The sequence below is a fragment of the Lampropedia hyalina DSM 16112 genome, from assembly GCF_900129055.1.
In the GTDB taxonomy this organism is placed as follows: Bacteria; Pseudomonadota; Gammaproteobacteria; order Burkholderiales; family Burkholderiaceae_C; genus Lampropedia; species Lampropedia hyalina.
Genome location: NZ_FQUZ01000022.1, coordinates 1 through 12,622, shown reverse-complemented (window position 1 = coordinate 12,622; position 12,622 = coordinate 1). Strand labels below are relative to the sequence as shown.

13 protein-coding genes are annotated in these 12,622 nt (G+C 62.0%); 9 read left to right on the top strand and 4 right to left on the bottom strand.

Features of this window, described 5'->3' with window-relative positions; all coding sequences use genetic code 11:
• Positions 1–83: 83 nt before the first annotated feature.
• The 4 genes from BUE21_RS09650 to folK all read left to right on the top strand — a co-directional run bounded on the left by BUE21_RS09650 (position 84) and on the right by folK (position 3,896).
• Positions 84–824, top strand: a complete 741-nt coding sequence (locus BUE21_RS09650) for an HdaA/DnaA family protein (protein ID WP_073356477.1) — start codon at positions 84–86, stop codon at positions 822–824.
• A gap of 186 nt (positions 825–1,010) precedes the next feature.
• A complete protein-coding gene (locus tag BUE21_RS09645; protein ID WP_073356476.1) occupies positions 1,011–1,754 on the top strand; it encodes an HAD family hydrolase in 744 nt (247 codons plus the stop codon).
• A complete protein-coding gene (gene pcnB, locus BUE21_RS09640) occupies positions 1,747–3,405 on the top strand; it encodes a polynucleotide adenylyltransferase PcnB (protein ID WP_073356475.1) in 1,659 nt (552 codons plus the stop codon). The genes BUE21_RS09645 and pcnB overlap by 8 nt, the downstream gene beginning before the upstream one ends.
• A complete protein-coding gene (gene folK / locus BUE21_RS09635) occupies positions 3,402–3,896 on the top strand; it encodes a 2-amino-4-hydroxy-6-hydroxymethyldihydropteridine diphosphokinase (RefSeq protein ID WP_073356474.1) in 495 nt (164 codons plus the stop codon). The genes pcnB and folK overlap by 4 nt, the downstream gene beginning before the upstream one ends.
• 19 nt (positions 3,897–3,915) lie before the next feature.
• Here folK and eptA read toward each other — a convergent pair whose 3' ends face one another.
• Positions 3,916–5,565: a phosphoethanolamine transferase EptA gene (gene eptA, locus BUE21_RS09630; protein WP_073356508.1), complete on the bottom strand. Its 1,650-nt coding sequence runs from the start codon at positions 5,563–5,565 to the stop codon at positions 3,916–3,918.
• 78 nt (positions 5,566–5,643) lie between these two features.
• Here eptA and BUE21_RS09625 point away from each other — a divergent pair, with 78 nt between their 5' ends.
• From BUE21_RS09625 to BUE21_RS09615, 3 genes are all read left to right on the top strand, one after another.
• A complete protein-coding gene (locus BUE21_RS09625) occupies positions 5,644–6,351 on the top strand; it encodes a response regulator transcription factor (protein WP_073356473.1) in 708 nt (235 codons plus the stop codon).
• Positions 6,352–6,366: 15 nt separating this feature from the next.
• Positions 6,367–7,602 carry a sensor histidine kinase gene (locus tag BUE21_RS09620; RefSeq protein WP_073356472.1) on the top strand — a complete coding sequence of 412 codons (1,236 nt, stop codon included), beginning with the start codon at positions 6,367–6,369 and terminating at the stop codon, positions 7,600–7,602.
• Positions 7,603–7,977: 375 nt separating this feature from the next.
• Positions 7,978–8,370 (top strand): diacylglycerol kinase, encoded by a 393-nt coding sequence (locus BUE21_RS09615; protein ID WP_073356471.1) that lies wholly within the window; start codon positions 7,978–7,980, stop codon positions 8,368–8,370.
• Positions 8,371–8,406: 36 nt separating this feature from the next.
• Here the strand turns inward: BUE21_RS09615 and rsmI are convergent, their stop codons facing one another.
• Positions 8,407–9,339 carry a 16S rRNA (cytidine(1402)-2'-O)-methyltransferase gene (gene rsmI / locus BUE21_RS09610; RefSeq protein WP_073356470.1) on the bottom strand — a complete coding sequence of 311 codons (933 nt, stop codon included), beginning with the start codon at positions 9,337–9,339 and terminating at the stop codon, positions 8,407–8,409.
• Between the two features lie 2 nt (positions 9,340–9,341).
• Between rsmI and BUE21_RS09605 the strand changes: the two genes are divergently transcribed.
• Complete coding sequence (locus BUE21_RS09605) at positions 9,342–9,818, top strand: YraN family protein (RefSeq protein WP_084523131.1); 477 nt, start codon at positions 9,342–9,344, stop codon at positions 9,816–9,818.
• A 27-nt stretch (positions 9,819–9,845) separates the two neighbouring features.
• Here the strand turns inward: BUE21_RS09605 and BUE21_RS09600 are convergent, their stop codons facing one another.
• Together BUE21_RS09600 and BUE21_RS09595 are read right to left on the bottom strand one after the other, a co-directional pair.
• Positions 9,846–10,496 carry a TetR/AcrR family transcriptional regulator gene (locus tag BUE21_RS09600; RefSeq protein ID WP_073356469.1) on the bottom strand — a complete coding sequence of 217 codons (651 nt, stop codon included), beginning with the start codon at positions 10,494–10,496 and terminating at the stop codon, positions 9,846–9,848.
• Between the two features lie 64 nt (positions 10,497–10,560).
• Entirely contained in the window at positions 10,561–11,790 is a 1,230-nt protein-coding gene (locus tag BUE21_RS09595; RefSeq protein ID WP_073356468.1) for a Bcr/CflA family efflux MFS transporter, read from the bottom strand.
• A gap of 100 nt (positions 11,791–11,890) precedes the next feature.
• On the opposite strand from BUE21_RS09595, the gene BUE21_RS09590 reads away from it, so the two are divergent.
• A partial coding sequence (locus BUE21_RS09590) for an RNA-guided endonuclease InsQ/TnpB family protein (RefSeq protein WP_234971111.1) occupies positions 11,891–12,622 on the top strand: 732 nt, incomplete at its 3' end.

The following is a 12,622-nucleotide window of genomic DNA, read 5'->3' as shown; positions in this document are numbered from 1 at the left end:
GAATCCTCTGGAGACATGAATTTTCTGCGGGCCTGCCCACCCGTCTCAATCCGACCGCGCACTTGAAATCACCCCTTTGTTCCATGTCCTCACAGCAACTGGCCCTCAATATCGGATTGGCTCCACAACCGGATTTCAGCCATTTCTGCGCCGAGGGCAACACGGAGGCCAAGGCATTCCTGGAAAAAACAGCCCAGACCCTGATTGACCTGCCCCCGACCGCCCCCGCCGCATCCGACCCACTCATCCCCTGTTATCTCTGGGGCACCGAAGGCACTGGCAAGACCCACCTGCTGCAATCCATTGCACTGCTGCTGGAAAGCCACGGCCTGCGCACCGGCTGGATGGACTCTGGCCGGCATCTGGGGCGCGCCCGGGCCGGTATCGAATTCGACGAAAACTGGGTGGCCGTGCTGTTCGATGACATCCACACCTACAGCGAACGCCAGCAGAAAATCGCCTTCAACTGGTTCGTGAATGCCGCCCACCCGGCCAGCGGCAATCCCCGCTGGATCGTGGCGACCGGCCAAATGCCCGCTGCCGCCCTGCCCGTACGCGCCGACTTGCGCTCGCGCCTGATCGGTGGCTTCAACTGGGAACTGCGCCCGCTGGACGACCAGGCCCGCAAGCGCGTGCTGCAACACCAGGCGCGAGAGCGCGGCCTGCACCTCAGCGACGAAGTCTCGCACTATCTGCTGACGCACTTCGCCCGAGACCTCAACAACCTCACCACACTGCTGGCCCGCCTTGATGCCTACGCACTGCGCACCCAGCGCGGCATCAGCGTCCCCATGCTCAAGCAAATGCTGCACGATATGCCCTGACACAGCCGCAATAGGGCGCAGAACACGGAATTGGCCGTATTGGACTGCCGTTTTTTTGCGAGAATGTGAAGCCGTGCGGCATTCTCCAGTGCATCATGCCGGTATTTAGCCCGCACGCTCTGGCCCCCGAACCCGGATGTTGCCAGAGCCAACCGTCAGGGCCACCATCGCCCACTATCCTTCCACATGCAGCCCCAGACCTCTCCTGCCCCACTTGCCCCCTCACCGTCCGATGTCCAGCCTGTCCCCCGGCTGGCCCTGTTCGACCTCGATCACACCCTGCTGCCACTGGATTCGGACTACGAATGGGGGCAGTTCATATGCCGCCTTGGCTGGGTGGATGCCGACGCATTCGCCCGCCGCAATGCCGAATTCCTGGCGCAATACCGCGCCGGAACCCTGAATCTGGACGACTACATCCACTTTGCCACCGAAGCCATCCGCGCACGGGGCGAAGCTGCCAGCGCACTGGCCCACCAGCAGTTCATGCGGGAAGTGATCGAACCGGCCATCCGGCCCGCCGCGCTGGAGCTGCTGGAGCAGCATCGCCGGGCAGGCGACGAAATCGTCATCATCACCGCCACCAATGCCTTCATCACCACCCCGATTGCCCGTCGGCTGGGGGTGGAAAACCTGCTGGCCGTGAACCTGCAACGCGACCCCACCGGCTGGTACAGCGGCCACATCGACGGCATCCCCTCCTCGCGCGAAGGCAAGGTGCTGCGCATGAACGAATGGTTGCAGGCACGCGGCTGGGACTGGGGCGATGTATTCACCACCTTCTACAGCGACTCGCACAACGACATCCCACTGCTCTCGCAAGTGAACCTGCCGGTGGCCACCAACCCCGACGACACCCTGCGCCAGCACGCCCTGCGCCAGGGCTGGCGCGTTCTGGAGCTGTTCCAGTCCCCCCAATCCCATGATTAAAACAATGATTCACCGCCTGCTGGGCAAGGTCGCATCCCCAGCGGCAGCCGGCAGCCGCCCCCCGTCCAACCCATTCGGCGAACGCCAGGACGTACCCCTGCGCGTACACGGCATCGACCGCGAACTGCTGGATCGCCGCGCACTGGAAGTCGTCTCCACCTTGCAGGACAACGGCTACGAAGCCTACATCGTCGGCGGCGCAGTGCGCGATCTGCTGCTGGGCCTGCGCCCCAAGGACTTCGATGTGGCCACCAATGCCACGCCGGAAGAAGTCAAGGCCCTGTTTCGCCGCGCCTTCATCATCGGGCGACGCTTCCGCATCGTCCATGTCGTGTTCGGGCGCGGGCGCGAGCACGAGGTCATCGAAGTCACCACATTCCGCGCCTTCCTGGACAACACCGCCGCCAGCAAGGTCAGCGGCAACGAAAAAACCAACCGCAAGGCCCTGGAAGGCGTGCAGCACGCCGTCGATGCCAACGGCCGCGTGCTGCGTGACAACGTCTGGGGCACCCTGCCCGAAGATGCCGCACGGCGCGACTTCAGCATCAATGCCATGTACTACGACCCCATCACCGAAGTGGTGGTGGACTTTCACCACGGCATTGCCGACTCGCAAAAACGCCAGATTCGCATGATCGGCGAACCGGCCGCACGCTACCGCGAAGACCCGGTGCGCATTCTGCGCGCCATCCGCTTTGTGGCCAAGCTCGACCGGCTGGGCTTCGCGCTGGAGCCACGCACCGCCCAGCCGCTGAAGGAACTGCAAGGGCTGCTTGCCGACATTCCGCCCAGCCGCATGTTCGACGAAATGCTCAAGCTGCTGCAAACCGGGCACGCGCTGGCCTCCATTGCCCAGTTGCGCAAGCTGCATCTGGAGCATGGCATCTACCCGCTGCTGGACCTGACCGTGGAGCGCGAGCATCAGCCTCTCATCCATCAGGCCCTGGCCGATACCGACCGCCGTGTGGCCGAAGGCAAGCCCGTGGCCCCCAGCTTTCTGCTCGCCTGCATCCTCTGGCAGGATGTCGGCGAACTCTGGCGACTGCATCAGGACGAAGGCCAACCGGCCCACCCCGCGCTGCAACAGGCCATCGACGAAGCCTTTGAGCGGCGCGTCGGCGATGTCTCGGGCCGGGGCCGACTGGCCGCCGACATGCGCGAAATCTGGACCATGCAGCCGCGCTTCGAGAAACGGGCAGGCCGCGCACCTCACAGTCTGGTGCAGCAGCCACGCTTTCGCGCCGGGCTGGACTTTTTGCGCCTGCGCAGCCATGCGGGCGAAGTGGATGCCGCACTGGTGCAATGGTGGGAAACCTTCAGCCAGGCCGATGCCGACGCGCAGTTCGACCTGCTTCAGCAAGCCAAAGAGCAAACGCCCCCCGGCAGCCTGAAAACCAGCCGCAGCCGCAAGCGCAAACCCAAGGTCGCCACAGAATCACCGGCCATGCCGACAGAAGCAGGCATCGACATTCCGGCTCCGGCCCACGAGGCTGGCGACGCAGCAGCCCTGGAGCCGGACACAGCCTCCCCCGCCAAGAAACGCCGTCGGCGCAGGAAGCGCAGTGCCGATGCCAGCTCAGGGGAAAGCGGCACGGCAGCCCCCCAAGATGCTCCTGCCGCAGACGATTCCAGCGCAACAGGCACACCATGAGCCAGAGCTGTGTGGATGCCTGGATCGCACTGGGCGGCAATCTGGGAGATGCCCGGCAAAGCCTGTTGCAAGCCATCAGCGCACTGGGGCAACTGCCACACACCCGGCTGCTGCAAACCTCCTCGCTGTACCGCACGGCCCCCATCGACTCCCACGGCCCGGACTACCTGAATGCCGTGGCGCACATTTGCACCGGCTTGCCTGCGCTGGAACTGCTCGACCAGCTTCAGGCCCTGGAACTGGCCGCCGGACGCACCCGCCCCTACCCGAACGCCCCGCGCACCCTCGACCTGGACATCCTGCTCTATGGCGACGAACGCATCGACCACCCGCGCCTGCAAGTGCCCCATCCGCGCATGACCGAACGCGCCTTCGTGCTGGTGCCGCTGCATGAGATCGCCCCGCAACATGCCCCGGATGCCCTGCTGGCCAGCGTGGCACACCAGCAGATCACCTGCCATCAACCCCGTCCGGCCAGCGGTAGCCTATAAGAACCTGTTCACGATCTTCTCATGGGGTACGGCAGGCAGAAAACAAATCCAGCCCCGGTCGGTACACGCTGGTTTCTACGCCAAACAAGCCCAGCATGGAGTGGTAGAAGTTGTCGTGGCTGTAGTCTTTGCTGCGGGCGTTGGTGTGCAGGCACGCCAGATCGATGCGGGTGTTTTGCGCAAAGGCGGGCGAGAACCACATCACCATGGGCACCTGTGTTTGTTCGTCGGGCGCGATGATGTAGGGTGTGCCATGCAGGTACATGCCGCGTTCGCCCAGCGACTCGCCGTGGTCGGATACATAGATCATGGCCACGTCACGCTGTTCGGCATAGCCTTGCAGCAGGTCAATGGTTTGGCTGAGCATGCGGTCGGTATAGACCAAGGTGTTGTCGTAAGTGTTGGTCAGCTCCTCGTTGCTGCACTTCTGAATCTGGTTGCTGTCGCAGGTGGGGCTGAAAACCTTGTCTGCTGCCGGGTAACGCTCGAAATAGGTTGGCCCGTGGCTGCCCAACTGGTGCAGCACGATCAGGGCATCGCCCTGCATGGCATCAATGCGTGTGCCAAGCTGGTGCAGCAGCACATCGTCATAGCAGGTGCCGTCCTTGTTCACGCATTGCCCGGCAATCTTCAGGGTGGGCATGTCGTCGCTGGGCACGCGCTCGCATACGCCCTTGCAGCCACCGTTGTTGTTGTCGCGCCAGAGTATGTGCACACCGGTGCGTTGCAGGATGTCGAGCAGGTTTTCTTCGGTGGCGGCACGCACATCGTCAAATTCCGGGCGCGTCAGGCGCGAGAACATGCAGGGCAGTGAAATGGCAGTGGCGGTGCCGCAGGATGAAACGCTCTGAAAGCTGATGATGTCATTGCGCTGCGACAGGTACGGGTTGGTGGCGCGTGCATAGCCGTTGAGCTGGAAGTTCTGCGCCCGCGCGGTTTCTCCCACCACGGCCACCACCAGCTTGGGTCGCCCGGAAGAAGCGGTTGCAGGGCGTGTGGCATCTTCGGCCACCGTTCGCAACGGCTGCGATTGCGCACCATACTGGCGTTTGAGGTAACTGTGGGTGCTGCGCACAAAGTTGAAAGGCAGCATCTGGTGCATGATCTGCCGGTTGTTGCGCAGCAGCGAGGCATAGTCCTTGTAGAACACCATGGTCACCAGAGCCAGCACGGCCAGCGTCACCAGCACATTGCCCAGCCACCACAGCACCGTCTGCATGGGCTTGCCATCGTTTCGCTGGCGCAGGCACAGCATTGCCGCCGCAGGCAGAACGCCCAGTGCCAGAATGGTGAGCAGCAGGGGAATGGAGAAATACGATGCAAATTCGGCCTGGTTGGTCTCGAAAAAGTTCTGCACCATGCTGCGGTCAATCAGCACGTTGTAGTGCAGCATGAAATAGCTGCAACTGGCACTGATGACCACCAGCAAGGCCAGCAGCGGTTTGCGCAGATACGGCAAGGCCAGTACCGGTGTGAGCAGTAGGTTGAAAAGGCAGAAGAAGAACACCGGCAGGCTGATGAAAAACAGCAGGTTGTGCAGGCCGTTCACCTCCACCCTGGACCACAGCGTTTGCCACAGAACAAAGTTGCCGATGGTGGTGAAGAACAGCGCGGCCACCCAGGTCAGTTGCACCGGGTGAAGCCGCACGGAAGTCAGACGTCGAAACACGCGCAATCTCCAGACAATGAAAAGTGCGCGCAGTATCAAAAAGCGCGTGTCAGGAAGTTGTTAAGATGCAAATCGCCTATGACACGCCTGCTCATCATTGAAGACAACCCCGATCTGGTGGCCAACCTGTACGGCTTTTTCGAGCCGCTGGGCTATGTGCTGGACGACGCACGCGACGGCGCGACGGGATTGCGCATGGCCACGCAGAATGATTACGATGCCATCGTGCTGGATTTGATGCTGCCGCGCCTGGACGGCATGACGCTGTGCCGCAAGCTGCGCCAGGAGTTCCAGAACGCCGTGCCGGTACTGATGCTGACCGCCCGCGACCCGGTGGAAGACCGCGTGCAGGGTTTTGAGCTGGGTGCCGATGATTACCTGGTGAAGCCCTTTTCCCTCAAGGAGCTGGACGCACGCATCAAGGCACTGGTGCGCCGCGCCCAGGGCAGGCAGGTAGAGGGCACGCTGGCATGGGCAGACCTACAGGTGGATACCCGTGCGCCACAGGCATGGCGGCAGGGCCAGCCCATCGGCCTCACGCCCACCACGCACAAGCTGCTGCTGTGTCTGGTGCGCGCCGCGCCAGCCGTGGTCAAGAAACAGGAAATGGAATACCTGATCTGGGGCGACGAGCCACCGGAAGGCGGTGCCTTGCGCACCCACATCCACGATCTGCGCCAGCAGGTGGACAAGCATTTCCCATCTGCGCTGATTGAAACGGTGCATGGCATCGGTTTGCGTCTGCGCGGAGTTGCGCTGCCAGTGACCGAGCAGGCCCAGAAGTAGCGAAAAGCTCCAGACATGAAATTCATCCGCTCACAGATGACGCTCAAAACGCGCATCACCGTTTCGTTTGTGCTGTTGATGACCGTGGTCATGCTGTTTGTGGGCGCGGCCGTGCACATTGCCTACGAGTGGATCGAAGAGTACGTTTTTGCCGAGAGCATGCGCAATGAAACGCAGTGGCTGGAAGCCACGCTCAAGCAAGGCCAACCGCTGGTCGTGCCCGAAGGGCGAAAGTTTTACGATGCCTTGACCGTGCCCGACAAGCTGCGCCAGTACCCACTGGGCTTTCATGATGTCGATGGCCTGGGTGAAGAGTGGAACCTGCTGGTGTTCGACCTCAACGACCAGCGTTATTACTTCCTGCAGGACGGCGAATACTTCGAGTATCTGGAGCGCATCATCGAAGGCTTCACGCTACTCATCATGGTGCTGTGCATCCTGTGTGCGTTCTGGATCGGGCGGCTCACCTCGGCGCGCGTCATCGCCCCGATCACGCGGCTGGCCAACGCCGTTGCACGCAAGGAAAAGCCATTCCCATTTCAAGCAGCGAGTGACGAGATGGGCGTACTGGCCCGCGCCTTTTCACAGCACAGCAACGAGCTGGAGCAGTTCCTGCAACGCGAGCAGTGCTTTGTGGGCGATGCCAGCCACGAATTGCGCACACCGCTGGCGGTCATCGCTGGTGCGGCAGAAACCATCGTGTACCAGTTGCCTGCCGACAGCCATCTGGCCCAAAGCGGCGAGCGGATTGTGCGCACCACGCAGGAAATGCAACGCCAGTTGGCCTGCCTGCTGCTGCTCTCGCGCGACCCGCAGACGCTGCCCAAAACCGATACCTCCTTGCTCCCGCTGCTGGAGGAATGTCTGGCGCGCTGCCAGCCGTATCTGGCCAGAAAACCGGTGGAGCTGGTGCTGGATGCGCCACAGGACATCCATGTCCACACCCATGCCGAGCTGGCGCGCAGTGTGGTCTGGAATCTGTTGCGCAACGCTTGCCAGTACACCGATCAGGGCGAAGTGCGCATTGCCTTGCACAATACGACGCTGGTGATTGCAGACACCGGGCCAGGGCTGCCGCCCAGCATTGACCCACAGCAGTTCCAACGCTTTCAGGCCGGCACGCGCAGCAGCGGCGAAGGGCTGGGCCTGTCCATCGTGCAGCGCATTGTGGAACATCTGGGCTGGCGCATGGAAGTGGAAAGTTCAGACCAGGGCTGCCGCTTTACGCTGCACATGCACCGCGCTGCATAGCCCCAATACTGTTCAATTAAGAAAAATTACCCGTCATTCCCGCGAAGGCGGGAATCCAGTGACAACGTATCCTGTTGAAAAACAAGGTGTCTTTTGACAAGTCGCCACTGGATTCCGGGTCAAGCCCAGAATGACGCAGCTTAAGTGAACAGCATTATGCATAGCCCGGAATACTTGCATGTGGACGACTTCTGCATCCGTCTGGAACCGCAGGCCAACGGCACGCCATCCAGGCCGGAATGGCAAGGGTACATGCGGTTGGCAAATGCAGCAGGTTCAGTTTGTCGTTTGCCTATCGCCACAAGCGGCCTTGACAATTTCCTGACATGCGTTTTTCCATACTCCCTGAAGTTTGACTTCTTCAGGAGAAACACCATGCAATCCCCCATGCCGACGGAAACCGGTAAATATCCCCACGGCAAAACCGGACTGGCCCGCATCTTCCATACTCTGATTTACTCACGCGATGGCTTTCTGGCGGCAGTGCGCAACGAAGCGGCATTTCGGCAATTGCTGGTTCTGCATGGTGTGCTCATCATTGCGACATTTGTCATGAACATCAGTCAGGGAGAGCGTGCCCTGATGCTGGCGGTATGCTTCATCAGTCTGCTGGTGGAGCTGCTCAACTCTGCCATAGAGGCCGTGGTGGACCGTATTTCACTCGACCACCATCCGCTGTCCAAGAACGCCAAGGACATGGGCAGTGCCGCACAGACCGTGGCACTGTTGATGGTGAGCGCGGTGTGGGGCGTGATATTGCTGAAATGAAGCCCTGGGCGCGGTGCCCCAGCCACTTGCGCCGGTTCACCCGGTTTTCTGCAATCCCAGTGCCTCGGCGTAGAGCGCGTTGCGTGGCAAGCCACTGAGGCTGGCGGCCACGCGCACGGCGGATTTCACGCCCAGCCCTTCGTCCAGCAGCAGTTGCAGCATCTGCCGTGCCTTTTCGACTTCCGCATCCTGCGCCGATGCGTCTCCCGGCAGGGGATGCAGCAGCACCACAAACTCGCCCTTGGCCCGCACCGGGTCGGCCTCCAGCCAGTGCTGCACGGCATGGGCTGGCAGGGTCTGGATCTGCTCGAACTGCTTGGTCAGTTCGCGTGCCAGCGTCACTTCACGCTCACCCAGCACCGCCAGCGCGCGCGCCAGCTCCACGATGCGGTGCGGGGCCTCCAGCAACACCACGGTGCGCGGCTCATGCTGCAACTGTGCCAATGCCGCTTCGCGCCCTTTGGCCTTGCTGGGCAAGAAGCCGACAAACACAAAGCCCTGCGATGCCGTGCCCGCCACCACCGGCAAGGCCGCTGCACTCAGGGCCGTGACCACGCTACTGGCCCCAGGCAAGGGCATGATGCGGCATTGCGCAGCCTGCACCTCCTGCGCCAGAATGGCTCCGGGATCGCTGATGCCGGGCGTGCCCGCATCGCTGACATAGGCCACGCGCTCGCCGTTGCGCAAATGGGCAATCACTTTCTGCGCCCCTTCGCGTTCGTTGTGCTGGTGTACGGCCAGCCACTGGGCAGGCGACTTGTCGATGCCATAGCTGCGCAATAATTGCTGCGTGTGGCGCGTGTCCTCGCAGGCAATGCGGTCGGCCAGGGCCAGCACATGCAGGGCGCGCAGGCTGATGTCGGCCAGATTGCCGATGGGAGTGGCCACCATGTACAGGCAGGCTGGGGGGAAATGCTGACCCGCCGCTGCCTCGTGGGCAGCCGCCAGGGCTTTTGCAAAGGATGACATGGATGAAGTTCCTGACCCGTTTCTTCAAGACAGACAGCGGCACGACCGATACGCCCGACACCGCCAGGCCGACTGGCCGTGCGGCTGCACCGGCCACCACCACCGCACGGGGCGCGGCGGCAGAACAGCGGGCACTGGAGTTCCTGCAACGGCAGGGGCTGACGCTGGTGACGCGCAATTATCGGACACCGGGGCGCGGCGGCGGGGAAATCGATCTGGTGCTCACAGCCCCCGACGGCACACTGGTCTTCGTGGAAGTGCGTCAGCGTGGCCACCGGAACTTCGGCGGCGCGGCCGCCAGCATCGATGCCCGCAAACAGCAGCGCATTATGCTGGCCGCGCGGCACTTTCTGCTGCGGCATCCACAGTACGCGCAGGCACCCTGCCGCTTCGATGCCGTATTGCTCGACGGCAGCAGCTCCCAGACCATACCCGTGTGGCTTCAGGCGGCCTTCATGGCCGATGGGTACGGGTATTGACGCAAGGCATTGCCGCCATCAGCGACGTTATTGCCCTTGCCTGCGCTGGCCCAGCCATCGCAGCGAGTCTTCCATCAGTGCCCACAGTGCCTGGCGGCGGGCATCGAGCAGGGTTCCACCGGCATAGATCAACTCAACGTACAGGCTTTCCACGATGCCGCCATAGGCCAGTGCGTACTGGCGAGTCTGGGCCGCATCCAGCGGAGTCACAAGCCATTGTTGCGAGACGCTCTGTGCAAACAACTCCCCGATATTTGCAATGAACGGCTCGTAATGCTGGCCAATCAAGGGCTTGAGTGCCAGCGGCGGGCCATAGGCCGTGCGCAGCAGAAAGCGCAGATGCACCGACTGGGCATACCGCTCCAGCAATGCCGCGCAGTAGGCATGGCCCGGAATGGCACGTTCTGGCCCATGCTGCTCTGATGACAGCGGTTCTGGCGATGGTGTCTCGGTGGCGGCAAAGCAATCGAGTGCGAATTGCCATTCCACGGCGACGGCATCGGCCAGTGCTTCCAGAAACAGCGCGTCCTTGTTCTTGAAGTGCGCATACAGCGAGGCCTTGCGGATACCGACGGCTTCCGCCACTTCGCTGAGGGATGCACCGTCATAGCCACGCTGGGCGAAATGCTCCAGTGCAGCCGTGCAGATGCGTTCAGCAGAGGGAGATCGGTGGTTCATGAGAGGGAATCTTTTCGGGTAAGCAAGAGAATGAACAATCGTGGACGCAGTGCCGACCCGGCCATCAATGCGACAGGCCAACCGCATGGCCTCTCACACCTCTGGCACTCCACACAGCCAATGCCAGGGCCAATAACGCAATCACCAGCAGCCCCCACAGCCATGACAGGGCACTCGCTTCGGACAGCCCACCTGCCAGCGGCGTGGCGGCAGACCCGAACACATGCGTGCCCGCTCCCAGCAAGGCCGAGGTAGAGCCAAGGGCGCGCGTCTGCGAGGCCATCGCCATCGACATGATGGCGGGTTCAGCCATGCCCAGCCCCAGCACTGCCACGAACATGCCCGGCACTATGCCATAAAGACCGGCACCGAAGGCCGTGCCCGCCAGAGCCAGCAACACACCCGCCAGCATGATGCCCACCGCCAGTACCGCAATCCGCCCAACGCCCATGTGGTTTGCCATTTTGCTGCTGGCCATCGCCCCGAGCAAAATGGCCACGCCGGTTGCTCCGAACAGCAGCCCGAACCAGTCGGAACGCAGGCCATAGGAGACCTGATACACATAGGCCGCACCGCCGATGTAGGCAAACAGGAAGAAGAACACCGCCGACAAGGCCAGTGCCGGTACCCCAAAATGGCGATCGAGCAGAATACGAAAATAAATCCGCATGATGCTGGCAGGGCGCAGGGCAATGCGCTGGGCTGGCTCCAGGGTTTCCGGCAGATTCCGTGCCGAATTGAGCAGTGCCAGCGTCCCCAGCAAGGCCAGCACCAGCATCACCGGTCGCCAGCCCCACTGTTCATTGATGATGCCACCCACGGCCGGGGCCAGAATGGGGGCCACGCCCTGAATGGTGACCAACAGGGCAAACAGTCGGGTGGCCTGCACCCCGCTGGCCACGTCACGCACCGTGCTCATTGCCACGACCAGAATCAGCGCGGCCGACAGCCCCTGTACAAAACGCGCCCACAGCATGGCATCGATCGACGGGGCTAAAAACGTCCCCAGGGAAGCCAGTACATACAGCAGCAAACCCGCCAGCAGGGGCCGCCTGCGTCCGAAAGCATTCACCACCGGGCCAAACAGGAGTTGTCCCAGCCCCATGGCCAGCAGGAATACGGTCAGTGTCAGTTGCAGGCTGGCATAGCTTGTGCCCAGGTCTTGCGCCATGCGGGGCATGGAAGCGAGGTACATATCGATGGCGGATGGCCCCAGCACGGTAATCAAGGCCAGAGAGGCCACGGTTCTGAAACCAACGGACTGCTGCCGTGGCTCCGATGCGGAATGGTTCATCCGATTGCGCGAGAACCCCGGCCTTCATGCCGGGCAGGGATAGCGCGGCACTCGCAGAGTGCCCCTCTCTCGCTTCCTTTCTGTAATTGCTATCTTTCAAGTGAATAATGGGCAAGTGGACATCAAGTGCGCCTACCGATTCCGGTTTTACCCCACGCCCGAGCAAGCATCGACACTTGCCCGCACGTTCGGCTGCGCCCGCTTTGCCTACAACCACATGCTGCGCCTTCGCACCGATGCCTGGATGCAGCGGCAAGAGCATGTCGGTTACCATGCCACGTCTGCGGCCCTGACTGCCCTGAAAAAGCAGCCCGAATACGTCTGGCTCAACGAAGTCTCCAGCGTTCCGGTGCAGCAGGCCTTGCGCCATCTGCAAACCGCTTTTGGCAATTTCTTCGCCAAGCGTGCCCGCTACCCGCAGTCCAGGCGCAAGGACGGAAAGCAGTCTGCCGAATACACCACCAGCGCATTCAAATGGAACGGCTCGGCCTTGAAGCTGGCGAAGATGGATGCTCCGCTGGACATTCGCTGGTCGCGCCCGATTCCCAAGGCCGCCAAAATCACCACCGTCACCGTTTCCAAAGACACGGCAGGCCGCTACTTCGTCAGTCTGCTCTGTGACGATGCCGTGGCTGCGAAGCCTGAAGCATCCGGCAAGGTAGGTATTGATCTGGGCCTGACTCACTTCGCCATCCTCTCCACCGGCGAGAAAGTCGCTGCACCGAATACGTTCCGCAAGAACCAGGCGAAGCTAGCAAAGCTGCAACGCCGTCTTGCAAAGAAAACCAAAGGATCGAACCGACGAAGAAAAGCCAAGTTCAAAGTTGCCAGA

Bases quoted from the DNA above. Each gene is read 5' to 3' on its own strand.
- BUE21_RS09650 (WP_073356477.1), top strand. From the start codon at position 84: ATGTCCTCACAGCAACTGGCCCTCAATATCGGATTGGCTCCACAACCG.
- BUE21_RS09645 (WP_073356476.1), top strand. From the start codon at position 1,011: ATGCAGCCCCAGACCTCTCCTGCCCCACTTGCCCCCTCACCGTCCGAT.
- pcnB (WP_073356475.1), top strand. From the start codon at position 1,747: ATGATTAAAACAATGATTCACCGCCTGCTGGGCAAGGTCGCATCCCCA.
- folK (WP_073356474.1), top strand. From the start codon at position 3,402: ATGAGCCAGAGCTGTGTGGATGCCTGGATCGCACTGGGCGGCAATCTG.
- BUE21_RS09625 (WP_073356473.1), top strand. From the start codon at position 5,644: ATGACACGCCTGCTCATCATTGAAGACAACCCCGATCTGGTGGCCAAC.
- BUE21_RS09620 (WP_073356472.1), top strand. From the start codon at position 6,367: ATGAAATTCATCCGCTCACAGATGACGCTCAAAACGCGCATCACCGTT.
- BUE21_RS09615 (WP_073356471.1), top strand. From the start codon at position 7,978: ATGCAATCCCCCATGCCGACGGAAACCGGTAAATATCCCCACGGCAAA.
- rsmI (WP_073356470.1), bottom strand. From the start codon at position 9,339: ATGTCATCCTTTGCAAAAGCCCTGGCGGCTGCCCACGAGGCAGCGGCG.
- BUE21_RS09605 (WP_084523131.1), top strand. From the start codon at position 9,342: ATGAAGTTCCTGACCCGTTTCTTCAAGACAGACAGCGGCACGACCGAT.
- BUE21_RS09600 (WP_073356469.1), bottom strand. From the start codon at position 10,496: ATGAACCACCGATCTCCCTCTGCTGAACGCATCTGCACGGCTGCACTG.
- BUE21_RS09595 (WP_073356468.1), bottom strand. From the start codon at position 11,790: ATGAACCATTCCGCATCGGAGCCACGGCAGCAGTCCGTTGGTTTCAGA.